Consider the following 26,329-nt stretch of genomic DNA (forward strand, 5'->3'; position numbering starts at 1 on the left):
CAGCGATTTTAATCAGCAAGAATGATCAAAGACTTATGCTGATTGGTATAACAAGCCACAAGTGAATACTGACCTTGTGGCTTGCTCCTTAACTTATTCTAAAACACCGATTAGTTTGCTGTCTTTGGCTTAAGTGCGATAAGCACTCGTAGCAAGATAGCACCACCAATGATTAAGCCTGTGCCAACGAAGCCGAGGAAGTACCAGCCTGCCATACCTTCGTTTTCACCCAGTAGGGTAAAGGCGCCCGCGACGGTTAGCACCAGTGATGCCCACCAACCGCCAACCAATGCCCATTTCCACCAGTTCATGCCGAGTTGGAACTGTTTAGCCCATTGGTTTGCGCCAGCAAACACCAGCACTTGCAGCGCGCCAAATGCCATCCAAAATAGCGGGTCGAGTACAGTCGATTGTGGAAACATTAGAATCCCTCCCAGTTACCGTCGTATTCCCAAGTTTTCTCTACCGCGAGGTAGTTCTCGCTGCGCATCCACTCTGGCGGTTGGTGGTAGCCAGCAAAGCGACCGCCATTCCAGTCGCCGTGGTAGGCTTCTGCTTCTGGGTAGTAGAAGAAGTTGTGTTGCATCGCGAGCAGTGTTTTACGCGTCATGCCGGTTGGATCGCGTGGGTCGGTTTCTTTCACCAGCGCGTGGATCCAGTTGTTTTTACGCGTGTAAGGACACACAGCAATACAAACACGACAACCCATTGCCGTTTCAGTTGGACCTTGACGCCACATGGTCCAGCAGCTGTCTTGGTTAAAGGCAAACTTGCGGTAACCGCGCACGATATCATCCGGCTTATCGGCTTTACTGATTGAGCCACTTGGGCAAGAGTCGGCACAGATCTTACATTCTTCACAGAAGTGCTTAACCTTGGTGTCGATCGGTTTATCCGCTTCCAGATCAAGCTCAGTGATCACCGCGGCCAAACGAATGTTTGGACCAAGCTCAGGCGTAAGCAAAATACCGTTACGCGCCGCTTCACCCATACCTGCTTGGATAGCCAGTGGTGGTACAACGATTTCATAGTCTGAACCTGGCCATTGTGGACGAGCCGCATAGCCAAGCTCACCAAGGAAGGCTGCCATCAAACCCGCCGCGTTTTTGGCACGGAAGTAGCCATCGTATGAGGTTGAGTAGCCGATTGCGGCGTACATTGGGTCCCAGTTCATTGGCGTACCGAAGATGATCACGTTCTTCCAGTGTTTCGGAATGCTTTCATCCCAATCTGGCATGCCGCGCATGGTGTTTTTAAACACGAAGTTCGGATCGAGCTTAGTGATACCCACGATGCTCATGCCGAATTTAAACGCCATCTTCTTGATTAGCTCAGAAGCGTGTTTTGGAGATTTAAATTCTTGCTTAGTGCGTTTAACCCACTGGAAGTCCACTTCGTCTGGGTGACCTTGTGGTTTTGGTGGGAAGTCACTGTACACACCGCGCATGTAAGCTGCTGAGTATGCCCAGCCAATCGCGAAGCGTGAACGGTGACGCTCAAAGTTTTGTGAGTGCTCCGCTTTCTCTTCAAACGATTGGTACATGTCGTCCCAACGCTCTGGGTAACGTGAGTAGTATTCACGTACACGTTCGTTAGGAATATCACGCCAGTCTTTGGTTGGAATCCAACCTTTTTTCATTTCAGCGCCAAGTACGCGAGTGCGGTGGAAAAGGAAATCACTCCACTCTGGGCGAATAAGCTCGCCAGCCACTTCCATAGTTGGAGCCACATCAACGCGAAACGGTTCGCGGTTGAAGTACATATCATGACCTGACTCGGTACGACCCCAACCCACGTTAGCGTCAGGATCGCGACCTAGTACAAAGCCAGCACCTGCCGCGGCACCTATGGTCGCAGTTGCTGCTGCAACGCCACCTAACTTGAGAAAATCGCGCCGAGACGTATCGGCTACGCCTGATTCAACTTGATCTTTCACATTAACTCCCAGATTTATTTTTATTTAATTTCGACTACATCGAGGCTCAGTTTCTTGTTGATGGTGTTGAGCTGCTCGCGGTAGGTAATTTTGTAGTGACCGGCTAAGCGGTTAAGGTCGACCATCACAAGCTGTGCATCAGCCCATTGCTCTGCATGGAAATAACACAGGAACAATTGCTCTAGGCACCACTCGTCGTGAGGTTCAAAAATCAGTAGCTGTTTGATGTCATCTTCAAGCTCACCATAGAGACCAAGCTCTGCTTTAACGCGGGCACGAATGCTAATCACGTCATAGCTCGATGGGTTAATTGTGAGGTAGTGGTTTAGCGCTTCAAGGGCTTCTTCTAAGCGACCGTTCTGGTGGGCAGAAATGCCCGCTAAACGCACCAGTTCAATTGATGACACTTGGTGTTCAAAAGCAGCGTTGATCCACTGCTCGGCTTTTTCTTTGTTGCCCAATGCGAGGTATGAACTGACAGCCGTAATGTAGGTGGAGACTAACGATTTATCGCAGGCAAAAGCTTGCTCTGCGTATTCGGCTGCCAGTTCAAAATTGCTTTCTTGATAGTAAAGACCGGCAAGGTTTTGGTAACCGCCGACAAACTTAGGGTCGATCTCTATGGCTTGTTTAAAGTGTTCAACCGCGATGTCACTTTCGCCAGTGAAAAGGTGGTTGAAGCCAAGGTGACAGTGCAGCATTGGGTTGTGAGCGTTAATGGCAATCGCTTCTTCAAGCATCGACTTTGCCATCTCATAGTCACCAAGCTGCTGATAGACCAAACCACATTTGGTTTTAAAATCATCTTCAGTCAGCTGCGACTTAAATTGGTTGGTCACGACCATGGCAAGCTGGCACATCTGAGCTGCCATAAGGGTTTCAAACAGAAACTGCACTTGAGGTTTCGCAAGCTCAAGGTTTTCTAACTGCTCACTGAGTACCAGCGTAAAGCTTTCATGCTCGAGCCAATCGGTTTTATTGTGATCAGGTTTTTCATCCGCTTTGGCAAATTGAGCTGAGAGAAACATCAAGCGGTCGTTGAGCTTTGGCTCAATGGTTTCGATTGATGGAAGGGAAGCGATGTGGCTATTGAGGTATTGGTAAAGTTCAAGCCATTTACTGCTGATCATGAATAACGTCCTACTTAAATTTCAGCGCTAATATTCAGCATTCGGTAAATGGTCAAAAGGTAGTTTTTTACCCTAAAGTGGTAGAAATCTACCCTTTGAAAGCAAACATGATTTTGATCAAATCGTACGGTGTGATGTAAATTGGATTTTTCCTCGCCGCTCCAGAACGGTCGGCGAGGGAAGGGATGATTAAGTGAAATAAGTCAGCGTGTTTTGAGGCATTAGTGGCGCTGTTTATAAGCACCGGTTATTTCTATTTTTCCCATTTATGTACGTAAGGCACGGCTACTTCTCATGCGTTTATAGCCATCGGCAACCAGAGCAACCAGCGCAAAAATGATAAATAGATAGGTTGGCATTTCGTTTAGCGCAATGGTGTCACCAATCAGTAAACCAACAATAAAAATAAACGTCGGCTCGACATAACCTAGCAGACCAAATAGCGACACGGTGAGCTTAGAATAAGCGTATAAATAGAGCAGCATTGGCGTTACCGCCACGACAGCCAAACCAACATAGTAGAAGTAAGTACTTACTGGTAAATGTAAGAAATATTCGACTGGGTAGAGGAAGAACATACCCGCGATGGCAAAGGGCAGCAGGATAATATGGTCAACCGCCAAGCCAACATCGGCTGCCAGTGGAATTGATTTGCGGTTGATAAAATAGAGCGGGTAACCCAGCGCCACTACAAGTACTACCCAAGAGACACCGGATGAAAGTGCGTAGGCCCAAATGGTGCCGAGCAGTGCGAATAGACACGCTACTTTTTGTAGCCGAGTCAGGCTCTCTTGATAAACAAAACGCCCCACCAAAACCATTACTATCGGCAGGGTGAAGTAACCCAGTGCAAGGTTTAACGTCTCGCCGTTAGCGGGTGCCCACACAAACAGCCAATATTGCGGTGCGACCAAAATGGCAGAGAGTAGGTATCTGCCCCACTGTTTGCGCTCTTTTAACGCCTCGATAAGCAAAGGTAAGCGCTTGGTAAGCAAAAGCAGCGCACCAAACAGCAAGGTACTCCAGAAAATACGTTGTACCGCCAACCAATGACTGTCACCGCCAGCAATTAGACTCGGCGCCATATCTGGTTGCAGTTGAACGTACGCCGGGATTAAGGCAAACAGCAGCGAGCATAAAATAGATGCCGAAACGCCTTTGGATTGTTCGGACATCAAATGGTTATATTTATTAAACATGATTGAAAATGCATCATTAAGAGATCTGCCGCTACTTTGGCGATTTAGACAGAAATAGGCAACAAAAAACCTTTGGCTGCAGCAGTAATAATTCTCTATCTCTGAGAATAAACCAAATTTGAGCTCCGCTTATTATTACAAATGCGTAATAGTTATTTGTAATTTTAGTCGATTATCATTTTCTACGTCATCAATATAATGCCCTCATTCAAATTTAGCGACCCTGCGTATTTTCGGGGCGCATTCTATTTTATCTGTGTAGACAGAATGGGGAGAGTACGATGTCAAAAATCGTTGTTGTCGGAGGCGGTGCGGCAGGTCTTGAGTTAGTTACCCGTCTTGGGAAGAGTTTTGCGCGTCGTAATCAACACCAAGTGGTTTTAGTTGAACCAGCGAGCCACCACTATTGGAAACCGCGTTTGCATGAGATTGCTGCGGGTACTTTTGATGATGAGCTCGATGCTGTTAGTTATTTGCAACACTCATATTGCAACCAATATGAGTATGTACAAGCGGCAATGACATCCTTAAATCGCCAAGATAAAACCATTCAAATCCGCAATGTTGACGGTGAGAGCTCGAACCTAAGTTACGACTACCTGGTTATCGCTGTCGGTGCAGTGAGTAATGACTTTAAAACCCAAGGTGTGGGCGAGCATTGTTTGTTCCTTGATTCGGCTGAGCAAGCAAAACAGGCTTGGGATCAGATCAATCCGCTTTTAAGACGCCATGGTGAGCAGCATGTTTCGATTGTAGGCGCAGGGGCAACTGGCGTTGAACTGGCGGCAGAGCTTGCCAAAGTGAGCGCGAAATTAGCCCGCTATCGCCAGAACAATAAACTTAATATCACTTTGATTGAAGCGGCTGAGCGCGTATTGCCAGCTGGTCCTGAGTGCATGTCTGCTAAGGTGCTTAAGGCGTTGACCAAACTTGGCGTTAATGTTCGCACCAATGTGCGTATTAACCGAGCTGAGCAAGGCAAGTTGATCACTTCTGAGGGCGAAGTGATTGGTTCGGATCTGCAACTTTGGGCGGCTGGCATTAAATGCGCGCCTTGGCTAAGTCAGCTTGATGGTTTGGAAACCAACCGCTTAAACCAACTCAAAGTTGATGCGACCTTGCGCACAACGCTTGATGATGCCGTGTTTGTGATTGGTGACAGCGCAGAGTGTCCACAAGCGGATGGTAGTTTTGTGCCGCCACGCGCGCAGGCTGCCAATCAGGCGGCAGGGCATCTTGCTACGCAGCTTAAGCGCCTGCTAAAAGGTAAGACGATTAAGCCATTTGTCTTTCATGATGGTGGTATGGTGATTGCGGTAGGGCATGACTATGCGGTTGGTGCGCTACTAAACAACAAACTTGTTTTGCGAGGTCGTCTGGTTCGTAATTTGTATGACACCATCTTCCGCCTTCATCAGCGCATTTTGTTCGGCTGGGGTCGAGTGACGGCGTTGGTGGTACTTAAACGTGTCAAAGGTTCGTTGAATTCTTTCTACAAACACAATATTTCGTAATCGTTATACTCTTGGTTCTTGAAGTGGCGTGGGCATTAATGGTCGTTTAAAGCGGCTGGCTATATTGACGCGACCTTCAAGTTGTTTGGGTAAATCAGTTTGCATTGATCTTAAAGAGAGTTGAGTTGTCAGCTCTCTGCTTTCTCGTTCCATCCGGAACAACATAACTTCGGAACAAACAACCATGTGGAATAAATTACGCTCATCTTTACCACTTCAGTTGGTCGTTGCAGCTTTGGCAGCTTGGCTCGCCTCGAACTTGTTCACTAACGGTGGTGATGTCGCAAACCAAGCTTGGTTTGAGTTCATTACTCTCGGTAAAACGCTCTACTTGGGGCTACTCAAAATGGTGGTGGGTATTGTGGTGATGCTGTCTCTACTGCAAGGCATTACTAGTATCGGCTCAACCATGCGCTTAAAGAAGATTGGCTATACCACGATTATGTTTTATAGCTTCACCAGCGTTTTGGCGATAGGTTTAGGGCTTGGCTCGGCATTGCTGCTGCCAGCTTGGCAACCATTAGCTGCACCGGTAGAAGTGGCAGAAGGAGTCACACTAATTAGCTCAGATGCCGCTGGTGGCGGTGCAATTGCGAGCAAATTGCTTGATATGGCGTTGGTTAACCCTGTTGCTGCGCTAGCACAAGGTAATCTGCTGGCGATTGTGGTGTTTTCGATAATCCTTGGGGTAGCTCTACTTTCTGCTTTGCCAGAAAAACACCCTTTGTTTGAGGTGCTGTCTGGGCTTAATAGCGGAGTCAACAAAGCCGTGAGTGCAATTGTTCGCTTAGCACCGCTGGCGGTATTTTCGATTGTGTTTGAGTTTTCGGTTGCGGGGAACGATGGCTTATTTCAGCAGTTGTTGATGTTTGCGCTCCTCGTGTTTGTACTCACCGTAATTCACGGTGCCATTGTGCTACCAAGTATCGCAAAACTTGCTACCGGCATCAGTATTCGCCGTTTGTTTAAAGCGTTATCAGCACCAATGGCGATGGCGTTTGCAACTTCATCTAGTTCAGCAACATTGCCACTCTCAATGCAAACCGCAGAGAATGAACTCGGTGTATCGCAAAGCACCAGCAGTATGGTACTGCCTCTTGGCGCGGTAATGAATATGGATGGTACCGCGCTGTTTGAAGGTGTGGCGGCGATATTCTTAGCTCAGTTATTTGGCGTGGATTTGACCACCTCGGGCTTGGTGATGATTTTCATTATGGCGATGGTGTCATCAATCGGTGCGCCTGGCATGCCTTCAGGCTCTATGTCTGGCATGCAAATGGTGTTGCTGGCTGCGGGTATCCCGCTTGAAGCGATTGCGATTTTGCTCATTATTGAACGCCCGTTAGATACCTTCCGCACCGCGGTGAATGTTGAAGGAGACTTGATTGCGTCATTAGTGATAGACAAGTGGACTGCGGCTAAACCCGCAGCATTGTCAGATGAAGCTGGTTGGCGCGCTTCAAGTGAGCTTTGCTAGTTCATTTTTGGCTTAATCAATAAAGTGCGATTGATAGAATTTTGGCGTCACGCAGAGCTTACGCTTAAAGTGGCGCTGAAAGTGCGCTTGATCAGAGAAGCCCAGTTCAAGTGCCACCTCTGATATTGTATCTCCTCGCTTGAGCATATGCTTTGAGCGCTTAATTTTCTCATTCATTAAGTAGGCGTGTGGCGGTAAGCCGTATTGTTGTTTAAACGCGCGCACCAATTGATAACGACTCAATCCCACTTGCTGCGCAAGGTCATCTAGTTGATGGCTGTTGGTGACATCATCTAATAGCATCTCATGGGCAAGTTTTAGGTTAGCGCTCGTTGGGGATGGAATACGAGTTGATGGCTGGGCAAAGCAAAGCTCTACGAACTGCAAAAACTGCGTCTGCGCTTCTAATGGTGTTTCCTCGCTGTGGAGCGAGGCGAATAATTGGTTAAATTGCTTAGCAAACTGCGCTGAGCGTTCGAAGTCAGCTTTAAAAGGCGTGTAATCAAAATCTTGTTTAGGTAGGACTTCGCGCTGGAATTTCGCCATCTCTAAGGCATCGACAAATAACATCCGATATGACCATTTGCTTGCGCCATCTGCGCTTTGCTCAGGGTTGCAGGAATGGATATCAACCGGATTGATAGTGACAACATCGCCTTGACGGATTTGGTTGCTCCGCTGCTGATTGAAGTAGCTGGCATTGCCGCTATCAATAATGCCAAACGAGAACTCATCGTGTGAGTGGGCTTCGTAACAGGCGTTACTTTGATCGGCGATTCGCAACTCGATCCACGGCAGTAGGGTACTTTTTTTAAACGTGACGGTGTTGTCTGCTTTCATAATCCTTTGTAACTCGCTGTTTCTTTCCTTACAAGGCGTCTTTTGCCAAAAGAATCACTCTGATAAACGCAGGTAAGCTACAGCCAAATCATGCTTACGGACGCGGCTAATAAACCTGCCATTACTTTATTAAATTGCAGCTGGTTCGTCGAGTTTTGTAAAAAATTAGTTAACAAGCGTCCCAGCGCAGCCCATAAGCCAACGCCTAATAGGCAAGCAAATAGCGAGATGGTGGTAAATGAGGTCAGCATCCAGTCTTGGTTGTGTTGACCAATCACATACAAGCTGACACCAGAGATGGCAACTAACCACGCTTTTGGATTAATGATCTGCGTGACCGCGCCGCTCCAAAAACCTGCCAGTTTGTCGTTCTCAGTACGCATATTAGCTGCCGGTGCAGTGAAGATCTTATAGGCGAGGTAGAGAATAAATACACTACCTAACGATTGCATCACCAACTGTAGCTTAGGTAAGGCTGCGGTGATTGAATGCATCAGAGAGCCTGATAAAAACACTACTAACGCGTAGGCAACTGATGCCCCAGTGACATAAAGTAGCGCGGTGCGCATCCCTTGGTTCATTGCGGTGCTGGTGGCAATTAGGTTAACCGGTCCTGGGGTAACCGCGCCGACGATGGCAAAGATCATCATCGCGATGAGCTGGCTTAACATAACGTATCTCCTCTTGTTAAAAGCAAGAGTAAGCGAAGCGGTTGGGGAATTATTGAACGTTATTGCAGCCCACGCTTGTCAGCCTTGTGATGCGCTTTTTAGTGATCTCTATCACCTTTAGCTATAGAATAGCGCACCCACTCAAATAGACCTTTTCAAACAGTATCTCGAAAGTGAATTAAGAGCTTGTTGTTGAAGGCAAATTTACCTCGAGGATACAGTTGTGATTAGTACAAATAACATCACCATGCAGTTTGGTGCTGAGCCGCTATTTGAAAATATTTCGGCGAAATTCGGCAATGGCAACCGCTATGGTCTGATTGGCGCCAATGGTTGCGGTAAGTCGACGTTTATGAAGATCCTAAGTGGCGCGTTGATGCCAAGCTCAGGAAACGTTTCGATTACACCAGGACTAAAACTGGGCGTTTTGAGCCAAGATCAGTTCGCCTTTGAACAGTACAGCGTGATTGACGCTGTGATCATGGGTGACCGCAAACTGTGGGAAGTCAAACAAGAGCGTGACCGCATCTACTCTTTGCCTGAAATGAGTGAAGAAGATGGCATGAAAGTAGCGGAACTTGAAAGCGAATTTGCTGAGATGGATGGTTACACCGCAGAGGCTCGCGCAGGCGATATCCTACTGCAAGCGGGTATTGAAGAAGAATTCCACTTCGGCTTAATGCAGCAAGTAGCACCGGGTTGGAAACTGCGTGTGCTATTGGCGCAGGCGCTGTTTGCTAACCCTGATATTCTGCTGCTGGACGAACCAACCAACAACTTGGATATCCATACCATCAACTGGCTGGCAGAAGAGCTTAATCAGCGTAAATGTACGATGATCATTATCTCGCACGACCGCCACTTCCTTAACTCGGTTTGTACCCACATGGCAGACATCGACTATGGTGAGCTGCGCATTTACCCGGGTAACTATGAGTACTTCCTGGAAGCATCGGGTCTACGCCGTGAGCAATTACTTGCTTCAAACGCAAAGAAAGCGGCAGAGATTAGTGAGCTGCAAGAGTTTGTTAACCGTTTCGGTGCCAACGCATCAAAAGCAAAACTGGCAAGCTCACGCGCTAAGCGTATGGATAAAATCCAGCTTGATGAAGTAAAAGCAAGTAGCCGTATTAGCCCATCGATTGACTTTGGTGAAGGTAAAAAGCTGCATCGTTTGGCGCTAGAACTGCAAGAGCTAGGTCATGGCTTTGATGGTGAAACCCTGTTCTCGGGTGGTAATTTGCTGCTGGAAGCGGGTACGCGTTTAGCGATCATCGGTGAAAACGGTGTCGGTAAAACCACCTTATTACGCTGCCTAGTTGGCGAGCTTGAACAGACTCAAGGTGTGGTGAAATGGTCTGAGAATGCGTCGATTGGTTACTGTCCACAAGACAGCACCGCTGATTTTGATAATGACCTAACTATCTTTGAGTGGATTTCACAGTGGCGCACAGTTAAGCACAATGATTTGATGGTGCGTGCGATTCTTGGTCGTTTGTTGTTTACCGCTGATGATGCCAATAAGAAAGCGAAAAATTGCTCAGGTGGTGAGAAAAACCGTCTATTGTTTGGTAAGTTGATGATGCAAGATATTAACGTACTGATCATGGATGAACCAACGAACCACATGGACATGGAAGCGATTGAAGCGCTAAACAGCGCGCTGAAAAACTACCAAGGCACGCTGATTTTTGTGAGCCATGACCGTGAATTTGTTTCGTCGCTGGCAACATCGATTATTGATGTAAAAGACAACCAGCTTGTGAGCTTCCATGGTACTTTTGATGAGTACATGGACCATCAGCAAAAAATGCTTAGCGCAGCATAATATCTCTGGTCGCAGCGACATAGCGACCCTATCAAATTGATTTCGGGAGGTTGAGCCTTTGTTCAGCCCCCAACAAAAAGGAAAGTTTTATGACTGAACCTATGATGTCAGATGAACTAAGAATCGAACTACAAAAGAATAACCCGCTACATGGTCTTAAAATTGAAGACATGATCCAGCAATTAGTGGATCACTATGGTTGGGAAATTCTTGATGCCGCGATGCGCATGAACTGCTTTAACACTAAGCCAAGTGTCGCAAGTAGTGTGAAGTATTTGAAGAAAACAGAATGGGCAAGAGAGCGCGTTGAGAACTTCTACCTGTACCGTTTTAAGCGTATGCCTAAAGCGTCAGAATATGAGTACAACCTGCCACCACGCGCACGTACCTTCCCACATGGTTTAAAGCCACGTGAACCAATGGAATTGACGGTTGAGTCAATTCAGCTATCACAAGCTAAAGCAGCATCTGCGTTTAAAGCGCGCTCGTCAAGAGGTCGTTTCAATCGTCGCTAGCATTTAGTAACGATTTGAACTCTAACTAAAAGACCAAGCTATCAACGGCTTGGTTTTTTGTTTTGTGTAAACCAGTTTCAAAACGCTAATTTTGCCTCTATTTCGATGGCGAATTTTTATAATTTTCAGTTTGGTTTATGAGCAAATCGTTGAGATTTGTGCATTTTTTCTGCTTGATGATCACGAAAAATAGTCATTTAGTTGCACTTGTCAAGTGCCAGTTGAAAATTGATTTTCTCGTTATGTGAAAATTATAAGCGCCTAATATGTATTTAATTCTTGTTAAGTGAGAATTTATAGCTGATTGATTCTGGTAATGTAACTCTGTAACAGGCAACCTGATTATTAGAGAAATAACTCACAGTTTGAGTTCGAAGCTCTAATTGTGAGAAAAGGAACAAGAGGATTTATGAGTCAGGTTATATCTGTTGGCCCACAGGAGTCATTTTTAGTCGCGATTTGTGTATTGTTTTTAGGTCAATTTATCAATTCAAAGTTACCTATTCTTAAAAAATTCAATATTCCTGAACCCATTGTTGGTGGTTTGATTGTCGCTTGTGCGATCACCATGATGCATTTTAGCGGTGTAGAACTGACATTCGATTTGCCGCTACAAAACACCTTTATGTTGATGTTTTTCGCCACGGTTGGTTTGGCGGCTAACTACACCCAATTAGTCAAAGGCGGCGCGAAAGTGTTCCTGTTTTTGGCGATTGCGTCGGTTTATATTTTGATCCAAAACGTCGTTGGTGTTTCGCTGGCGAGTATTCTGGGCTTAGACCCGCTCATGGGCTTGATTGCCGGCTCAATTACGCTTTCTGGTGGTCACGGTACGGGCGCGGCATGGTCGCAAACATTCCAAGATGTGTACGGTTTAGATAACGTTCTAGAGATCGCGATGGCTTCTGCTACATTCGGCCTGATTGCGGGTGGTATTATCGGTAGCCCAGTGGCGCAGCGTTTGATTGAAAAGCGCAAGCTAGTGTCTTTTTACGGCAGTACCAGCCAAAGCCATAAAGAGTTCCCTGAATTGGTGAACTACAACGAAGACGAAGAAGACCGCGTAACCGCTCGTAAAGTGATTGAAGGTTTGGCTTTAATCATGCTGTGTGTAACTGGTGCTGGTTATCTTGAAGGCTTTGTGAGCTCACTTGGCATTAAATGGTTGATGATCCCTGACTTCGTTTATGCGCTGTTTATCGGTGTGGTGATCACGAATATTTTAGAAGTGACCAAGGTACGCAAGCTGGATCTGGAAACGGTAGATGTATTGGGTACAGTGTCTCTGTCGCTGTTCTTGGCAATGGCGCTAATGAGCCTCAAACTGTGGAACATCTTCGATCTTGCGATCCCATTCCTGATCATTTTGGTGATTCAGTCGGTTATTCTAGCGCTGTTCTCTTACTTTGTGACCTTCACATTGATGGGCAGAAACTACGATGCGGCAGTGATGGCAAGTGGTCACTGTGGTTTTGGTTTGGGCGCAACGCCAACGGCTGTAATGAACATGGGCTCTATCGTTAACCGCCATGGTCCATCGCCACAAGCCTTTATGGTAGTGCCAATTGTTGGTGCTTTCTTTATCGATATTGTCAACTTAGTGATCCTGCAAGGCTTTATCGCCTTTATTCACTAAACTGCGATTTTTGAAGTCGATTGAAAAGGTCAGTAACGTTAGTTACTGGCCTTTTTTGTGTCTGCTCAAACTTAGGTAAACAGGGTGAGTTATGAGGCTAATCACACGCTAAAACAATAATCTAGCTAAAAGCATGGATTGGCTTTTATTGCCTATGGTGAGCTGCGCATAATGGCTTCAATACGTTTTCGTTAAGTGAAGGGCAATATGGACAACTCTGCGCATCTTATATTTGATGGACTTCATCGTAATCAATCGAAGCGTCGCTACGAATTTTATGCGGAGGGTTCGAGCCCTAATATTTTTCGCCAACTGGTTAGTTTTTTAGAGCGGCGGAAAGGGGATATTACTGAGATCACCTTAGCCAACTATCTGTTCAATAACCTTCAGTTTGCCAATCAGGTGCGAAGGCTTGCCAAGCAAGGCGTCAAAGTAAATGTGATTTCCATACCGCTTGAAGGCTATGATACTCAGCCTGCTCGTTGCGAGGGGTTTAATTCCTATTTTACTGATGAGGATTGCCCACATATTGGTGAGTCGCGCAGTAAATATGACTTTGCAGAGCGGATTTATCGTTACCTACAACAGAGCGGTGATTACAGCTTACATCAGTTTGAACATGTCTATTTGCGCTCACCAAGGGTGAATCGCTTTTCTCGTGGCAGGGTGCCATTTAGTCTGCATATCAAAAGTATGCTGATTGAGATGCGCGATGGCAGCAGTTTTAGCGTGCTGACTTCATCTAACTTGGCGTTAAGAGATACATTGAAAGAAGAGCTGTGTTTGATTGTCAAAAACACTGCCGATGATCTTGTCTACAGTCGAGCCTTTTATCGCCGCCTAATTGAGCATTCCAAGCAGATTAGCGATGTTGATTTGCAAAAGGAGCGTGACTATTCCCATTACCGCCAGCCGTTTAATCCAATTGAGGGGCGCTTGGTATCAGGCAAGGAGCAGTTTTTCTTTACCGCGCCTTTTTTTGCCCATTCTAATCAAGAGATTGAAGATCGCATTAGACACAAGATTGCCTCTGCGAAAAGGCGGGTGTTACTGTGCGCGCAGCATATCAACACCTTTGATGCCGAGTTGAAGCAGGCGATTGCATCAACACGAGGGGCGGTTAAGGTAAAGCTGCTTTCTCAAACTTATATTGATGAGACGCACCAAGAGCAGCCCAACGGTACTCGTTACCCAGACCATACGGTTTTAGTTGCCGGAAAAGCGGAGAAAACGCGCGTCCCTGCAAACCCGAAAAGCTTTAAATCGTTTATCGCCAGCCTCAAACAAGCTGTGCCATGTGAGTATTATTTCAACCAAGATGTGCATTTGAAATTTATTGTTGTGGATGATGATGTGATTATCTCAACCGGTAATTTCACCCTGACGCAGTTTGTCTACGAGGCAATTCACATTGATAAGTTTGAGAAATTCGATGGCTCATACCAAGGGACGTTTTCAGAGGTTAATGGCTACTTTGTGCGAGAGAATGCTACAGACTTAGCGAATCAACTCGCACAGCATTTTGAGTGTTTGATTCAACTAAAAGACACTTACCAGCCAATTTAACCTTGGCTGGTAAATCTAACCGACGTTATACCTAAAACGAGGCTTATAACTATTAGGGGCTGATGGTTTTCGGAGCTTGAGAGTTGGTCAGCTCCTCATTAACCCAATATTTCGAGCCTGAGATATTGGCATCAATCAGTAAGCCTTTGGGATCAAGCTGATAAACCGCCACTCCGCCATTAAAGTGCGCGCTGAGCTCTTCGCCTTCATCTCCTGCCACAACAGACGCTTCGCTGGCGGCTTCCCAGCCTTTTTCAACGAAGTTATCAAAATCACGTTGGGTATCAAACAAGACCACTTGTTGGTAGAACTTACCACCAATACCAAGCGCAACACCAAGACCAAACATACGCATGTAAGTGCGCTTATCGCTTTGGCGCTCGACCGCGACACCAGATCCGGCATTGGTATGGAACATGAGTGAAAATTTACGTGAGTCAAACACGGCATAGCCATAGGCTTGATCAAAGAGAGTCTTGGCACTGGCATCTTGGTTAAACAGTTTTACCAAAGCGGTTTCTGCCATTAAGTCGATAGCTTGGCGCGCCTCTTCAGGTGTATCGCCTTGGATCAGTTCATCAATTTTTTTCTCTGCGGCGCTGAGCCACTCTTTGCTCTTTGCGACGCTGGCATCGGTCCATTCACCGATGGTATCAATGGCATCAGCGGACCATTCAGACAGGTCTTGCCAGGCTTGTTGAGAAAACTCTTTGGTGCTGTCCCAAGCGTCTTTGGCACCATCTGTGATGGTATCGGTTAAGGTGTCAAAGGTTGCGGTGACCTTACCCCAACTGGCGTATGCTGATGAGCATGCCAAGGCACTTAAAATCGCGATAGTGAGCTGCTTCTTCATCCGATCCTGCAATTGCGTTGTCGATCCTTGTTTAAATTCTAGGTGAATTTAGACAAAAGAGAACCGCTTGCAACAAGGGACAAGAGCGAAATCACGCAATTATGCACCATTCTATAAGGCTATAAAAGACCCGTATATCGCAGAGATTGAAAGGCTCAATTGTTGGTGAGTTTTTCCTTTAAGAAATCAATAAAACAGCGCACTTTAAGTGGCACATATCGGCTACGAGGGTAGATGGCGTTGAAAGGTAAATTTTGCCCATTGTAGTCTGCTAATACTTGTTTAAGTCGCCCGTCGGCTAGGTGTTGCTCAACCATCCAAATCGGCATCTGTACAATCCCCATATGGTTTAATGCCACTTCCAGCAACACGTCACCATTATCACTCTTAAAATTGCCACTGACTGGCACGGAGTAGGTTTTGCCTTGGCGTTCAAAATGCCAGACGTTGAGCGATTGCAGACGAGAATAGACCAAGCAGTTGTGCAGTTTAAGTTGATCAGGTTTGCTTGGTTCTCCCCATTTAGCGAGATATTCAGGGCTTGCTATAAGCAACATGCGGTTCTCAAATAGATGTCGAGCCACCAATGAGGAATCTTCTAACTGTTTCGCTCGGATGGCAACATCAATACCTTCGCTAATCATATCGATGTGTTTGTCGCTCAGAGAGAGATCAACTTGGATATCTGGATAGCGTTCGAAGAACTCCGCAATGATTGGGGCAATCACTAAACGTCCGAAAGCGATAGGGGCAGCAATACGGATGGTACCCTGTGGTAAAGCCACTTCGGAGCGTGCTTTAGCTTCCGCTTCATCCAGTTCGTTAAGGATCAATACGCAAGTTTCGTAGTATTGCGCCCCCGCAGGCGTCAATGCATGGTCGCGACTGCTGCGAGTGAGTAGTTTTACTCCGAGTTTGCTTTCTAGTGCGGCGACCTTTTTGCTGATGGTGGTTTGGGTGGTATTGAGCTCTCTTCCTGTTGCGGAAAAGCTGCCAGTTTGCACCACGCGAACAAAAGCACGCATTGCCCCAAGTTGGTCCATTTTTAATTATTCCAAATATGCATAATTGGTAGTCATTCTAGCATAGTTTTAGTCTTTTTTGTTTGGGTCTAAGATTCATCCCAACACAAGAGGAGAGCCTTATGAACATGCAAAACAAACTTCAAATCATGCTAGATAAACAAGACATCACCGAAGTCATTTATCGCCACGCTCGCTCATTAGATCGTATGGACGCTGAGTTGATGAAGTCGACTTATTGGGAAGATGCGATTGAAGATCACCAAGACCCAATATTCCCAGATTTGTTTTTCTATAACGACAATGCACACGCGTTTGTGGAACCTGCAATGCAAGGTTTTAAAGCGATCAAAATTACTCAGCATCGAATTAGTAATGTGCTGATTAATGTTGATGGTGACACTGCAACGGCTGAGAGCTATGTCTGGGCTTACCATGTCCATGAAGAAGATGGCGTTGATAAAGAGGGCATCTTGGGTGGACGCCATTGGTATAAGTTTGAGCGTCGTAATGGCGAGTGGAAAATGACGCACCGCATGACAGCGTTTGACTGGAACCAAAACCAAGCAGCGAGTGCAGTTTGGTCACCAAACTTTGAAGACAAGTACGTTGGCAAACGCGACAAAACTGATGGTAGCTACCAGTACGTTTAATGTTGCGTAGCCAGGAGAGTGAACAAATACACTCTCATTGTTTCATCGCGCTCTTGATGTAGGGCGCGAACCCTTGAGAAATGAATGATTTTCCGATGTTAGAGGAATCGATGATGATGAGTAAATTAAGTGCAGGTGCTGTTTTTCCTAAAATCGAATTACCCACTCTTAATGCAAGCCTAGTTGAGATTGCTAAACCACAGGGAAGCGCTGATTGGCGTTTGGTGGTTATATACCGTGGTAAGCACTGCCTGCTTTGTACGCGCTACCTTAATGAACTGGAGACGCTGCAAGCTGAGTTTAAAAATATCGGTGTAGATGTGATTGCTGTTTCTGCCGATAGTAAAGAGCAACTGCAGCAACATATGGAAAAACTGCATGTCAGTTTCCCAATTGCTTATGGTCTGAACTTTGAACAGATGAAGTCGTTAGGGCTATATGTATCCAGCCCTCGCTCTGAGCAAGAAACCGATCATCTTTTTGCCGAACCGGGTTTATTTGTGGTGAATGAGCAAGGACAAGTACAGGTTGTTGATATTTCGAATGCTCCCTTTGCTCGTCCAGATCTCAAGACTTTGTTGGCGGGTATTGAGTTTATTCGCAACCCGGCTAATAACTATCCGATTCGTGGCACTTACGAGAAATAATGTTTGAGCGGCAATGGTGGTTAGGCGATTTGGTTATTTATCTCGTTGGCTTGCTGTTCGAATATATGCCGAATCGCTTTTTTATTGCTTTTCGCCACCGAAACCCACTGTAACCCCGTTTCATCAATGTGCTGAAACTCCACTTGTAGCTCGTATTTTCTCACTGAGGCGAGCGCCGCAAACATGCCTATTGATATCGCCAACGGACCGGTAAACATTCCAAACAAGTCTGGGCAAATCATCCACACTACACTCGAAACAATTAAGCCAATTGATGTAACGCGCAGGGCATGATCACGCAAGGTGTTGGTTTTGACTCTCGCTGCCTTAATCTTGCTTAGTGGATAGCTGTCTTTTTTGAAGTGAAGTTGCTTATCACAGACAGTGAAATCTTGATTGGTTATCACAAGTGACTCCATCATTGATGGCTTATAAAGCGCTAAACAATGGAAGTCATGCTGCATATCAATTGGTTAGAGTGCAATGTCTCATCGATATTAGAGGGGTAAAATGCAAGATAGATCGAGAAAATCTTCTCATGCACAGCCTATAACCAGATGCTATTGGTAGGGAGAGTACAAGTGGCAGATAAAAATAAAGCCCCCAGAGGGAGCTTTGGAATGTGGATTACGCTTGCGCTTTCAGGTGTTTCTTGACCTTTTTCATCGCCATTTGGCGCTTGAGCGGCGAGAGGTAATCAATAAAAAGGTTACCTGATAGATGGTCGATTTCATGCTGCATCACAATCGCGAGAAACTCGTCGGTTTCGATGGTGATTGGGTTACCGTGACGGTCTTGCGCAGTGACAACGACAGAGGTGTAGCGTTCAACATCAGCGTAGTATTCAGGAACGGATAGGCAGCCTTCTTGGCCCATTGCTTTATCACTGCCGCTAACGACTTCTGGGTTGACCAGAATCAGCGGATCGTTACGCTCTTCGGATAGGTCAATGACCACAACCGCTTCTTTATGACCGACTTGAGTTGAAGCTAAGCCGATGCCGTTGTCGGTTGCGTAAAGTGTGTCGAGCATATCGTCAATAAAGGTTTGGATTGACGCAAAGTCTTCCACTTTTTCTGCCTGAACTTTTAAGCGCGGATCAGGCGCGGTAAGAATTTCTAAAACTGCCATAACTAATACTGCCTCTTTACTTTAAGGCGACGGTGTATCATGGAGTGCCATTGCCGATCAAGCTTATCCTAGTCTAAGACAGAAATAACCACGCGCTCATTGTCCTTGGCATCACTGATATCGACAATCGTGCCGTGAAAGTTAGGATCAGATATCGCCTCTAGCAATGCACTGAGTTGTTCACCATTTTCATCAAAGCTTGACAACACGTTACTGGGTAATAGCTTAGCTAGGGTTTTTGCCCATGATGTGGGAATAGCAATAGAGTCAATCGGTTCACCTGTGGTGTAGGCAAATGTCTCAATTTTTAGCTTACGCATCGCTCAATCTCCAAGAGAACTAAGAGCTGACATATTGGCTGAAAAATGACCTGTATTTTTCGATCCACCTCTGTGATTGACAAAAATCTGCTAGGTGGTGAGGGGAGGATTTATCTGCGGGGGAAAGGGTCACACCAGTGTGACCCTTGAATAAGTGCTGATTATTGCGCTTTGCGATCTTCGATACGTACTTCCATTACTTTCGCCAGTGCATCCGGGCGAGCTAAGTAAGCTTTAAAGCCTAGAGAGAGAGGCTCGCCAGCACGCTCTTGGCGGTTCTTACCTTCAGTGAAGGCAGCAAAACCATCACCACCGTCAGCGAGGAAGTTGTTGGTTACCACGCGGTAAACTTGCTCATCCACCATTGGTTTACCGTTAAGTTTGAGTTCCAGAACGCGTTTGCCATCTGGGCGTGAAGAGTCGTAAGCCATGTAAACGCCGCTTGATACTTGCATTACGCCATTGCTTAGACCCGCAGCATGCTCCATCAGTGAACGGATTTGCTTACCGGTTAAGTCCATCACAACAGGGTAGTTAGGGAATGGTAGCGCATCGATTACGTCGCCGTAAGTAATGTCGCCCGCTTCGATGTCTGCACGAATGCCGCCACTGTTAGTAAATGCCAGTTCACCATCAGGGAAGTTTGGTAGCATAGAGTCTGCCACTAGGTTACCAAGTGTTGATGATTCACCGTATGAGCGAGTTAGAGTGTTTTCGCTGTGAGTTAATTTCTCAGCAACGATGGTTTCAACCACGCCTTTCCATTTATCAATGCGCGCTTGAGTCTCTTTGTCTGCTTGCCATTCGTCAGCCCAAATGGTTTTTAGGTCGAACTCGTAATCTTTGATCTTACGTGCTTTTTCATCAAAATCGATGGTCAGTTTACCCACGTTGATGCCGTAAGCATCGGTTGAAACGATCAGTGTATCATTCACTTCAATCACTTCAGGTGTACCCACGTGCGCGTGACCAGTCACTAGAATGTCCAAACCGTTTACTTGTTTGGCAGTTTGAATGTCTTTATCTAAAGCACGACGAACATCGTTGTTACCTAGGCTTGATTGACGCGCAGGTGTACCTTGGTGAACCAGCAAAATGGTCACATCAACTTGTGGGCGAAGTTCATCAAGGTATTTTTGTAGGTATTCAATTTCATCACGCGCTTCAAGGTTTTGACGCATGTTGGCTGCCACAGTGTCGTAGAAAGCGAACTTGCCGTGTAGACCGATAATACCCAGTTTTAGACCGTCGCGCTCAACGATGGTGTAAGGCTTATCCCAAAATGGTTTATCTGTTCCTTCGTAGAACACGTTGCCGAGTAGGATTTCAAAGTTTGCTTTAGCAAGTTGGACTAGTGTGTTATCCCAACCGTAGTCGAACTCGTGGTTACCAATAGAAGCCACGTCATAGCCCATGGTGTTCATGATATCGATAATGGCTTCACCCTCAGTTAGGGTATCTACCGTTGAACCTGAGAAGTAATCGCCTGCATCTAGCACGATGGTGCTTTCTGGCTGTACTGCTTTTTCTTGTTTGATGTACGTTGCGAGGTTGGCAAAACCGCCCACTGCGCGCTCTTCATCAATGTAGCGTGCAATGTAAGGATCAACCTTAGCGTGAATATCATTGGTGTACAGAATGGTAAGGTCTTTCGCGCATAGCGGTGTTGCCGCTAAAGCGATCAAAGATGCAAGCAAACGTTTTTTCATGTTCTTCTCCTTTAGATAAACGGGCGGCAATATACGGAAACGTTTGGCTAGAAATTCAGAAGTGCATCACAATTTAATTTGGAAAAACGAATAGAATGGCGCGATTTTCATTTTTTGTTGCTAACTAAGTGCTTGATTTAAACGTTTGCAAAAGTCGTCATTGCAAAAATCTTGGTGTGGCGAATGCGCCTGAATACCAATATAACGTTCGTCCGCTCGGCTTTTTGTCGATGCGTTGTGATGCTTGTTCCGCGACGCCGCCAATGCTTGATAACCAAAGTTATCGGTTGATTTGGCAATATTGGCAGCAGCAGCTTGCCCTGGTTATGGGGAGCGGTTGCCCAGACTGCGGCTCACAGGCAGTGAAACGTTTCGGGCATAGCAGCAATGGTAAGGCGCGTTTTCGTTGTAAGACGTGCGGCAAAACATATTCTGTGCGCAATTCGGTGATGAAAGGGCAGCAGCAGTTAGTTTCCCTGATTGATAAACAGATCGCCAAGCCGATTGAGCTTTGCCGAAATCAGCAAAAAGAAGGTGAGCAACAACAAGGTGAAGGAGAAAATGGCGATTTGACTCAATTGGCTGCGCAATACGGCGTGCATTTCGACCGCGCTTGTGAGCAGCTAAAACGTCGCGCGTGGCAAACGCTATGGTCCCAACCTGCTGCGGATAACATGGCGAGTGTGGTGTTCACCTTAGGTTATAAAGGCAGAGATAATAATCTTTGGGGGATCCTCACCACCGATATGCAAAGTGGCAAGATCCTCCATTTAAGTACCACATTACTGCCGCTCGCGCTGCCGACATTAGGGCGCTATCAGCCCTGCGTTGATGCGCCGCCGTTGGTGGTTGAATCAACGGATAGCGCTATCGACCTTGCCCACAAGCAAGAGCAGCGTTTTCTCCATCGTCAGCAGTTTGACCGTTGTGATTTTGGGCAAGGCAAGCTGAGTAAATCATCTCAGTCTCATGCCTTACCCGTGCTGACTGCGCATGCGCATTTTGCCTTACTTAAGGCATTGCATCATGGCGAGCAGGGAGGGGCGCATGTATTGGCTCATGAGGTGTTTTTGCGGGGAGCTTGTATTACTCAATATGCGCAACAAGTGAAAAATCAACAAATGGCATTGGTCTACGTGGTAGGAGAAACAGCTTGTGAAACGCAAGCGAGCGTGCGTTTGCTTACCACTCGTTTGCTTACCACACGTAAGTTAGGCTGGTGGCAGAACATTTGGCAGGAATATGGGGATGAATCAGGCGCGACGAAAGCCTATTCAGTGTTGTGTGGTAAGACAGAGATGCGCTCTGATGAGATCAGTTTACTCAGTGCGACAAAAGCATTGCGATATATTGAGCAGCACAGTCAGCGGCTTAATTTAGACCAAATGACCGCCTCACGATTAGAGAGCTTGCTGCTGGCGCTTGCCGCCAATTATAACCAAGCTCTCTAGCTAGGATTGGTGTCACTAACTCCAGTTTAATACTTGCCAATTTGGTCGGTCAGCGAGTGCTTTAAGCTGCGGACAAGGATTAACTAAGTGGACATGATCCGCGTATTCACATAGCGGTAAGTCGTTGATTGAGTCGGTATAAAAGTGCACCTCAGAGTAGTGTTGAGACTGCTCTGACAACCACTGTTCCAATCTGGCAACTTTGCCTTCTCGATAGCTTGGGATGCCATCGATTTGGGCGCTGTAGCAGCCATTTTCGACCACCATATCAATCCCCAATGCAGCAGGGATACCAATACGACGACCCACGGCGGCGACTAAGAAACTGACGGTCGCGGAAATGATCACCATATCTGCATTTTGCTGATTGAGTTGTTCGATAAGCAGCTGTGAGCGCTCAAACTGCTTGGGCAGAATACGCTGCTCAACGCACTCGAGTACCAGTTGGTCTACTTGTGCAATCGACATGTTGGCAAGTGGCGCCATGGAAAATTGCAGATAATCTTCCATATCCATTTTGCCTTGCGCGTAGAGCGCCATCAGACGCTTATCCTCGGCAAGGAAATTGTCTGCAATGGCAATGCCTTTTTCGACCAGAAACTCATTCCAAATCATGGCACAATCACCATTGATTAGGGTTTCATCCATATCAAATACATACAAGGGATTCGACATTTTAAGCACTCACTGGTTGAATTTCGTTGAGATTAAATAGTAGATCCAGTTGGCTACCATTTGCCAGTAGGCGCTCTGAAGAGCGGTTTAATAAATCGACAGTGAGTTCACAATCTTGAACATCGACTTGGTAACGGATTACGTTGCCAAGTAGCTGGTGGTTTTTAATGATGCCGGTTTGTGGCGCTGAAATATGGCTACCGTAGTGGCGACCATGCTCCTTGACGTAGATAGATTCTGGGCGAATCGCGACCTTAGATTGGCTCTCGATATTGAACAGCTTCTTGGCTTGATTGGCATCGACTAAGTTGTAGTGCCCCATAAATCCAGCCACGAATTCATTAACTGGGTGGGTGTAGATCTCTTCCGGGCTGCCAGCTTGGACGATTTCGCCTTTGTTCATGAGGAAGATTCTATCGGACATGATCATCGCTTCTTCTTGATCGTGGGTAACAAAGACCGTGGTGAGGTTCATCTCTTTCTGAATATCACGGATCTGCTGGCGTAAATGCTTACGGATTTTGGCATCCAGCGCGGAGAGTGGTTCATCAAGCAGTAGGATGCGAGGTTTGACGACTAACGCACGCGCGAGCGCCACGCGTTGTCGTTGACCGCCAGAGAGTTGATGCGGATACTGCTTTTCCTTACCTTTTAAATCGACCAATTCAATCACTTTCGCGACCGATTGCTGAATTTCATCGGCAGAGAGCTTTTTCATTTTAAGTCCAAAGGCAATATTGCCTTCGACCGTCATATTGGGAAACAGCGCGTAAGACTGAAACACCATGCCAATGCCGCGTTCTTGTGGCACTTGATGGGTGATGTTGTGCTGATCAACCCAAATCTCCCCTTCATCAACCGGGTTTAAACCCGCGAGGCTGCGTAACAGTGTCGACTTACCACAACCACTTGGACCAAGTAGGGTGATGAATTCGCCTTGCTCTATGGTGAATTGAATCTGTTCAAATACCGTGTTGTCACCAAAACGTTTGGTTAGATTTTTTACAGTTACGTAGCTCATTGTTGTGCTCCTCGGCTAAAACGACTGGCTAGCCAAGTCAGTAAGAAAATAAATAGGAAATAAGTCATTACCAATGCTGAGGTGAAATGTCCGCTGGTTTGACGCATGTTGTAGAGATAAATCTGCAACGTCTCATAGCGAGTGCCGACCAAAATGTTGGCAAATACAAACTCACCCAAAAGGAATGAGAAGGAAAGAAACAGGGAGGCTAATAAGCCTTTCTTTAGGTTCGGTAAAATAATCAATAAGAACGCTTTGCTGGTGCTTGCGCCAAGCAGATACGCCGCATCCATTAAGTCATGCAAGTTGATGGCTTGAAAGCTATTGGCGATTGCGCGATACATAAAGGGCAGCGCAATGGTGAAGTAGGTACCAATTAAAATCCAAGGCGTACCAATTAAGCTGATTTCACTGTCGGCATACAGCTGCAATAGACCGACAGATGAGACAACCGGCGGCACGGCAAACGGCAGCAAGATGAGAATATTCATCAGCTTATCGAGTTTAGGAAAGTAGTAAAACACGACAAAAATGGCGGGCAAAATCAGCACAACACTGAGCCCCAAGGCTGACAGACAGATAAACAGCGAGCGCCCAAATGCGTGTAAAAAGCGTGGGTCTGTCAGCAGTTTGATGTACCAATCGAATGTAAAGCCATCGGGCAGGATGGTTGCCCCCCAGCTTGATGACAGTGAATAGATAAAGGTCGCGATAATCGGCACTAACATGATGCCAACAATCGAATACACCACGGTCTTATGAAGGCGAGTATTTACGTTTTGCATCAGTTACTTCCTGCCTGCGTAGCTTTTAGAAATCAACCATTGGTTGATGACGGTAATGAATGCCAGCAATGCCATTAGGACGACAGAGATGGCTGCCGCTAAATTGGGCTCTAGGAACAGATCACCAGAGACGAGGCTCGCAATACGCACGGTGATGACGTTGTAGTTCCCCGCGGTTAACGCATAAACGCTGGCGTAAGCGCCAATTGCGTTGGCAATCAGAATAATAAAGGTGCCAAATAGCGCCGGAGAAAGCACCGGTAAAGCTATCTTTGTCCAATAGTGCGATGCTTTCGCGCCCAGCAGCGCGGCAGCAGCTTGCCAATCATCGTTTAAGGCATCAAATGCCGGGTAGAGCAGCAATACCGCTAGTGGGATTTGGAAATAGATGTAGATGGCTAACAATCCCCATTTGCCATACAGATCAAAGCTACCCAGCAATCCATACTGTTTTAGGAGTAAAGTAATCGCGCCGTTGGTACCAAGGATAATGATAAAAGCAAAGGCAAGGGGGACGCCCGAGAAGTTGCTGCTCATGTTAGTAAAGGCGATAACCCCATCACGTAGGCGGCAATTCACGCGACGCAAAGAAGAAACCAGCAAGGTCGCAATGGCTAAGCCAAGTAAACTTGACCAAACCGCTAACCATAAACTGTTGCCAAATGCCTGCATCATAAAGGCGGAATCGAGCACCTCGTAATAGTTCGCTAGTGAGATTTCCTCTTCATAAATAAAGCTGTTGAACAGTACCCACAACATCGGCGCAAGTTGGAATAGATAGAAAAACAGACCAAATGGAATTAACCATAACGCTGGCTTAAGGCGCGCCCACCATTGTTGTGGTCGTGCTTGGGTGTTTACCGTGGCACTGATAGTGCGACCGGTCGAGATAGCAGAACTGCTCATAGTGCTAACAATTCCTGAGGGTAGGGTTTGCTATGGTCAAGATTGAGTAACTGACAGACAGCACCACAAATCTCGGTTTGTTTGATCGTGGACTGTTCGACCTCAGCGAATTGGTGGCTAAAACGCTCGCCAATCACAAACAGTGGAACGTCACGCTCTGACGGTAAAATCCCGCCATGAGAGAAATCGTTATTCATACCATGGTCACTGGTAATGATGATTTGATAGCCATCAGCCAGCCAAGCGTCGATATAGTTCGACAGAATGATGTCAGCTTGACGCGCACTATTACGGTATTGCACGGAGTCCAGACCGTGTTTGTGCCCCATATCATCGATGTTCATTGGATGGATGAGGAGAAAATCAGGCTGGTAGGTGCGGCGCAGGTGTTCGCCATCCAAAAATAACGCTTCGTCTGGGTAGTGATCCCAGAAATAAAAACAGCCATGTTGAATGTTTAGCTGTTTATTGTGGGTAAAGCGGTCGCGAATGGCATCAAAAGGGGCGCGATTATACAGTTCGCTTACCCAATGGTAAGCCGCGGCAGCCGTCACTTTGCCTTGTGCGCGTGCGAGGCTAAAAATTGATTCATGGTGAGAGCGGCGCACCACATGATTATGGACAATACCGCTGTCGACAGGGCGTACTCCAGTCAGCAAGCACTCATAGAGAGGGCGTGAGAGTGAAGGTAGTTCACATTGTACTTTGTATAATGTGGCGCGCTGCTGTTCTATTAGACCGTTTAAGTAGCCCATACATTGTTGGGCTACTTGATAGTTCAGTCCATCTAGAACAACAAGAATGGTCTTATTGCTCATGGTTTATGACTTACTTGTTATGACTC

26 protein-coding genes are annotated in these 26,329 nt (G+C 46.4%); 9 read left to right on the top strand and 17 right to left on the bottom strand.

What is annotated here, in order from left to right; all coding sequences use genetic code 11:
• Positions 1-110 precede the first annotated feature (110 nt).
• From DPF93_RS04790 to rarD, 4 genes are all read right to left on the bottom strand, one after another.
• The gene (locus tag DPF93_RS04790) at positions 111-422 is read right to left on the bottom strand and encodes a hypothetical protein (protein ID WP_075650808.1); all 312 of its coding nucleotides are present in this window, start codon (positions 420-422) and stop codon (positions 111-113) included.
• Complete coding sequence (locus DPF93_RS04795) at positions 422-1,936, bottom strand: 4Fe-4S dicluster domain-containing protein (protein ID WP_114765071.1); 1,515 nt, start codon at positions 1,934-1,936, stop codon at positions 422-424. The genes DPF93_RS04790 and DPF93_RS04795 overlap by 1 nt, the downstream gene beginning before the upstream one ends.
• Positions 1,937-1,956: 20 nt before the next feature.
• Positions 1,957-3,066: a tetratricopeptide repeat protein gene (locus DPF93_RS04800; RefSeq protein ID WP_114765072.1), complete on the bottom strand. Its 1,110-nt coding sequence runs from the start codon at positions 3,064-3,066 to the stop codon at positions 1,957-1,959.
• A 266-nt stretch (positions 3,067-3,332) separates the two neighbouring features.
• Positions 3,333-4,265 carry an EamA family transporter RarD gene (gene rarD, locus DPF93_RS04805; RefSeq protein ID WP_114765073.1) on the bottom strand — a complete coding sequence of 311 codons (933 nt, stop codon included), beginning with the start codon at positions 4,263-4,265 and terminating at the stop codon, positions 3,333-3,335.
• Positions 4,266-4,546: 281 nt separating this feature from the next.
• On the opposite strand from rarD, the gene DPF93_RS04810 reads away from it, so the two are divergent.
• Positions 4,547-5,779 carry an NAD(P)/FAD-dependent oxidoreductase gene (locus DPF93_RS04810; RefSeq protein WP_114765074.1) on the top strand — a complete coding sequence of 411 codons (1,233 nt, stop codon included), beginning with the start codon at positions 4,547-4,549 and terminating at the stop codon, positions 5,777-5,779.
• 184 nt (positions 5,780-5,963) lie between these two features.
• Positions 5,964-7,256: a dicarboxylate/amino acid:cation symporter gene (locus DPF93_RS04815; protein WP_114765075.1), complete on the top strand. Its 1,293-nt coding sequence runs from the start codon at positions 5,964-5,966 to the stop codon at positions 7,254-7,256.
• A gap of 12 nt (positions 7,257-7,268) precedes the next feature.
• Here the strand turns inward: DPF93_RS04815 and DPF93_RS04820 are convergent, their stop codons facing one another.
• Both DPF93_RS04820 and DPF93_RS04825 read right to left on the bottom strand, forming a co-directional pair.
• The gene (locus DPF93_RS04820) at positions 7,269-8,096 is read right to left on the bottom strand and encodes an AraC family transcriptional regulator (RefSeq protein ID WP_114765076.1); all 828 of its coding nucleotides are present in this window, start codon (positions 8,094-8,096) and stop codon (positions 7,269-7,271) included.
• Between the two features lie 77 nt (positions 8,097-8,173).
• Positions 8,174-8,767 (bottom strand): LysE family translocator, encoded by a 594-nt coding sequence (locus DPF93_RS04825; protein WP_114765077.1) that lies wholly within the window; start codon positions 8,765-8,767, stop codon positions 8,174-8,176.
• 223 nt (positions 8,768-8,990) lie between these two features.
• Here DPF93_RS04825 and DPF93_RS04830 point away from each other — a divergent pair, with 223 nt between their 5' ends.
• The 4 genes from DPF93_RS04830 to DPF93_RS04845 all read left to right on the top strand — a co-directional run bounded on the left by DPF93_RS04830 (position 8,991) and on the right by DPF93_RS04845 (position 14,312).
• Positions 8,991-10,595, top strand: coding sequence for an ABC-F family ATPase (locus DPF93_RS04830; protein ID WP_114765078.1), 1,605 nt, complete (start codon positions 8,991-8,993; stop codon positions 10,593-10,595).
• A 104-nt stretch (positions 10,596-10,699) separates the two neighbouring features.
• The gene (locus DPF93_RS04835) at positions 10,700-11,110 is read left to right on the top strand and encodes a VF530 family protein (protein WP_114765165.1); all 411 of its coding nucleotides are present in this window, start codon (positions 10,700-10,702) and stop codon (positions 11,108-11,110) included.
• A gap of 409 nt (positions 11,111-11,519) precedes the next feature.
• Complete coding sequence (gene gltS, locus DPF93_RS04840) at positions 11,520-12,746, top strand: sodium/glutamate symporter (protein WP_114765079.1); 1,227 nt, start codon at positions 11,520-11,522, stop codon at positions 12,744-12,746.
• Positions 12,747-12,953: 207 nt separating this feature from the next.
• Positions 12,954-14,312 carry a phospholipase D-like domain-containing protein gene (locus DPF93_RS04845; RefSeq protein WP_114765080.1) on the top strand — a complete coding sequence of 453 codons (1,359 nt, stop codon included), beginning with the start codon at positions 12,954-12,956 and terminating at the stop codon, positions 14,310-14,312.
• A 52-nt stretch (positions 14,313-14,364) separates the two neighbouring features.
• Here the strand turns inward: DPF93_RS04845 and DPF93_RS04850 are convergent, their stop codons facing one another.
• Positions 14,365-15,165, bottom strand: coding sequence for a lipid-binding SYLF domain-containing protein (locus DPF93_RS04850; RefSeq protein WP_114765081.1), 801 nt, complete (start codon positions 15,163-15,165; stop codon positions 14,365-14,367).
• A 155-nt stretch (positions 15,166-15,320) separates the two neighbouring features.
• A complete protein-coding gene (locus DPF93_RS04855) occupies positions 15,321-16,208 on the bottom strand; it encodes a LysR family transcriptional regulator (protein ID WP_114765082.1) in 888 nt (295 codons plus the stop codon).
• A 101-nt stretch (positions 16,209-16,309) separates the two neighbouring features.
• Between DPF93_RS04855 and DPF93_RS04860 the strand changes: the two genes are divergently transcribed.
• Positions 16,310-16,840, top strand: coding sequence for a nuclear transport factor 2 family protein (locus tag DPF93_RS04860; RefSeq protein ID WP_075650750.1), 531 nt, complete (start codon positions 16,310-16,312; stop codon positions 16,838-16,840).
• Positions 16,841-16,950: 110 nt separating this feature from the next.
• A complete protein-coding gene (locus DPF93_RS04865) occupies positions 16,951-17,487 on the top strand; it encodes a redoxin domain-containing protein (RefSeq protein WP_114765083.1) in 537 nt (178 codons plus the stop codon).
• 20 nt (positions 17,488-17,507) lie between these two features.
• Here DPF93_RS04865 and DPF93_RS04870 read toward each other — a convergent pair whose 3' ends face one another.
• The 4 genes from DPF93_RS04870 to DPF93_RS04885 all read right to left on the bottom strand — a co-directional run bounded on the left by DPF93_RS04870 (position 17,508) and on the right by DPF93_RS04885 (position 20,647).
• Complete coding sequence (locus DPF93_RS04870; protein WP_244204678.1) at positions 17,508-17,894, bottom strand: hypothetical protein; 387 nt, start codon at positions 17,892-17,894, stop codon at positions 17,508-17,510.
• 220 nt (positions 17,895-18,114) lie between these two features.
• Positions 18,115-18,618, bottom strand: coding sequence for a peptide deformylase (gene def, locus DPF93_RS04875; RefSeq protein ID WP_114765084.1), 504 nt, complete (start codon positions 18,616-18,618; stop codon positions 18,115-18,117).
• Positions 18,619-18,686: 68 nt separating this feature from the next.
• Positions 18,687-18,938 (bottom strand): hypothetical protein, encoded by a 252-nt coding sequence (locus tag DPF93_RS04880; protein ID WP_114765085.1) that lies wholly within the window; start codon positions 18,936-18,938, stop codon positions 18,687-18,689.
• A 161-nt stretch (positions 18,939-19,099) separates the two neighbouring features.
• Positions 19,100-20,647 (bottom strand): bifunctional metallophosphatase/5'-nucleotidase, encoded by a 1,548-nt coding sequence (locus DPF93_RS04885; RefSeq protein WP_114765086.1) that lies wholly within the window; start codon positions 20,645-20,647, stop codon positions 19,100-19,102.
• A gap of 176 nt (positions 20,648-20,823) precedes the next feature.
• Here DPF93_RS04885 and DPF93_RS04890 point away from each other — a divergent pair, with 176 nt between their 5' ends.
• Positions 20,824-22,098 carry an IS1 family transposase gene (locus DPF93_RS04890; RefSeq protein ID WP_123777516.1) on the top strand — a complete coding sequence of 425 codons (1,275 nt, stop codon included), beginning with the start codon at positions 20,824-20,826 and terminating at the stop codon, positions 22,096-22,098.
• Positions 22,099-22,113: 15 nt separating this feature from the next.
• On the opposite strand, the gene DPF93_RS04895 is transcribed toward DPF93_RS04890, so the two are convergent.
• The 5 genes from DPF93_RS04895 to DPF93_RS04915 are packed head-to-tail and all read right to left on the bottom strand — an operon-like array spanning position 22,114 to position 26,303.
• Positions 22,114-22,773, bottom strand: coding sequence for an HAD family hydrolase (locus DPF93_RS04895; protein ID WP_114765088.1), 660 nt, complete (start codon positions 22,771-22,773; stop codon positions 22,114-22,116).
• A 1-nt stretch (position 22,774) separates the two neighbouring features.
• Positions 22,775-23,794: an ABC transporter ATP-binding protein gene (locus tag DPF93_RS04900; protein WP_114765089.1), complete on the bottom strand. Its 1,020-nt coding sequence runs from the start codon at positions 23,792-23,794 to the stop codon at positions 22,775-22,777.
• Positions 23,791-24,579: an ABC transporter permease gene (locus tag DPF93_RS04905; RefSeq protein WP_114765090.1), complete on the bottom strand. Its 789-nt coding sequence runs from the start codon at positions 24,577-24,579 to the stop codon at positions 23,791-23,793. Before DPF93_RS04905 ends, DPF93_RS04900 begins: the two co-directional genes overlap by 4 nt.
• Positions 24,580-24,582: 3 nt before the next feature.
• Positions 24,583-25,485 carry an ABC transporter permease gene (locus DPF93_RS04910; protein ID WP_114765091.1) on the bottom strand — a complete coding sequence of 301 codons (903 nt, stop codon included), beginning with the start codon at positions 25,483-25,485 and terminating at the stop codon, positions 24,583-24,585.
• Complete coding sequence (locus tag DPF93_RS04915; protein WP_114765092.1) at positions 25,482-26,303, bottom strand: alkaline phosphatase family protein; 822 nt, start codon at positions 26,301-26,303, stop codon at positions 25,482-25,484. The genes DPF93_RS04910 and DPF93_RS04915 overlap by 4 nt, the downstream gene beginning before the upstream one ends.
• Positions 26,304-26,329: the final 26 nt, after the last annotated feature.

The organism is Vibrio rhodolitus, assembly GCF_003350325.1.
In the GTDB taxonomy this organism is placed as follows: Bacteria; Pseudomonadota; Gammaproteobacteria; order Enterobacterales; family Vibrionaceae; genus Vibrio; species Vibrio rhodolitus.

Coding starts and splice junctions, on each gene's coding strand:
- def (WP_114765084.1), bottom strand. CDS start 18,618: ATGGCAGTTTTAGAAATTCTTACCGCGCCTGATCCGCGCTTAAAAGTT.
- DPF93_RS04865 (WP_114765083.1), top strand. CDS start 16,951: ATGATGATGAGTAAATTAAGTGCAGGTGCTGTTTTTCCTAAAATCGAA.
- DPF93_RS04895 (WP_114765088.1), bottom strand. CDS start 22,773: ATGTCGAATCCCTTGTATGTATTTGATATGGATGAAACCCTAATCAAT.
- DPF93_RS04810 (WP_114765074.1), top strand. CDS start 4,547: ATGTCAAAAATCGTTGTTGTCGGAGGCGGTGCGGCAGGTCTTGAGTTA.
- DPF93_RS04905 (WP_114765090.1), bottom strand. CDS start 24,579: ATGCAAAACGTAAATACTCGCCTTCATAAGACCGTGGTGTATTCGATT.
- DPF93_RS04800 (WP_114765072.1), bottom strand. CDS start 3,066: ATGATCAGCAGTAAATGGCTTGAACTTTACCAATACCTCAATAGCCAC.
- DPF93_RS04860 (WP_075650750.1), top strand. CDS start 16,310: ATGAACATGCAAAACAAACTTCAAATCATGCTAGATAAACAAGACATC.
- DPF93_RS04815 (WP_114765075.1), top strand. CDS start 5,964: ATGTGGAATAAATTACGCTCATCTTTACCACTTCAGTTGGTCGTTGCA.
- DPF93_RS04885 (WP_114765086.1), bottom strand. CDS start 20,647: ATGAAAAAACGTTTGCTTGCATCTTTGATCGCTTTAGCGGCAACACCG.
- DPF93_RS04880 (WP_114765085.1), bottom strand. CDS start 18,938: ATGCGTAAGCTAAAAATTGAGACATTTGCCTACACCACAGGTGAACCG.
- DPF93_RS04790 (WP_075650808.1), bottom strand. CDS start 422: ATGTTTCCACAATCGACTGTACTCGACCCGCTATTTTGGATGGCATTT.
- DPF93_RS04845 (WP_114765080.1), top strand. CDS start 12,954: ATGGACAACTCTGCGCATCTTATATTTGATGGACTTCATCGTAATCAA.
- DPF93_RS04850 (WP_114765081.1), bottom strand. CDS start 15,165: ATGAAGAAGCAGCTCACTATCGCGATTTTAAGTGCCTTGGCATGCTCA.
- rarD (WP_114765073.1), bottom strand. CDS start 4,265: ATGTTTAATAAATATAACCATTTGATGTCCGAACAATCCAAAGGCGTT.
- DPF93_RS04900 (WP_114765089.1), bottom strand. CDS start 23,794: ATGAGCTACGTAACTGTAAAAAATCTAACCAAACGTTTTGGTGACAAC.
- DPF93_RS04820 (WP_114765076.1), bottom strand. CDS start 8,096: ATGAAAGCAGACAACACCGTCACGTTTAAAAAAAGTACCCTACTGCCG.
- DPF93_RS04825 (WP_114765077.1), bottom strand. CDS start 8,767: ATGTTAAGCCAGCTCATCGCGATGATGATCTTTGCCATCGTCGGCGCG.
- gltS (WP_114765079.1), top strand. CDS start 11,520: ATGAGTCAGGTTATATCTGTTGGCCCACAGGAGTCATTTTTAGTCGCG.
- DPF93_RS04835 (WP_114765165.1), top strand. CDS start 10,700: ATGTCAGATGAACTAAGAATCGAACTACAAAAGAATAACCCGCTACAT.
- DPF93_RS04915 (WP_114765092.1), bottom strand. CDS start 26,303: ATGAGCAATAAGACCATTCTTGTTGTTCTAGATGGACTGAACTATCAA.
- DPF93_RS04855 (WP_114765082.1), bottom strand. CDS start 16,208: ATGGACCAACTTGGGGCAATGCGTGCTTTTGTTCGCGTGGTGCAAACT.
- DPF93_RS04910 (WP_114765091.1), bottom strand. CDS start 25,485: ATGAGCAGTTCTGCTATCTCGACCGGTCGCACTATCAGTGCCACGGTA.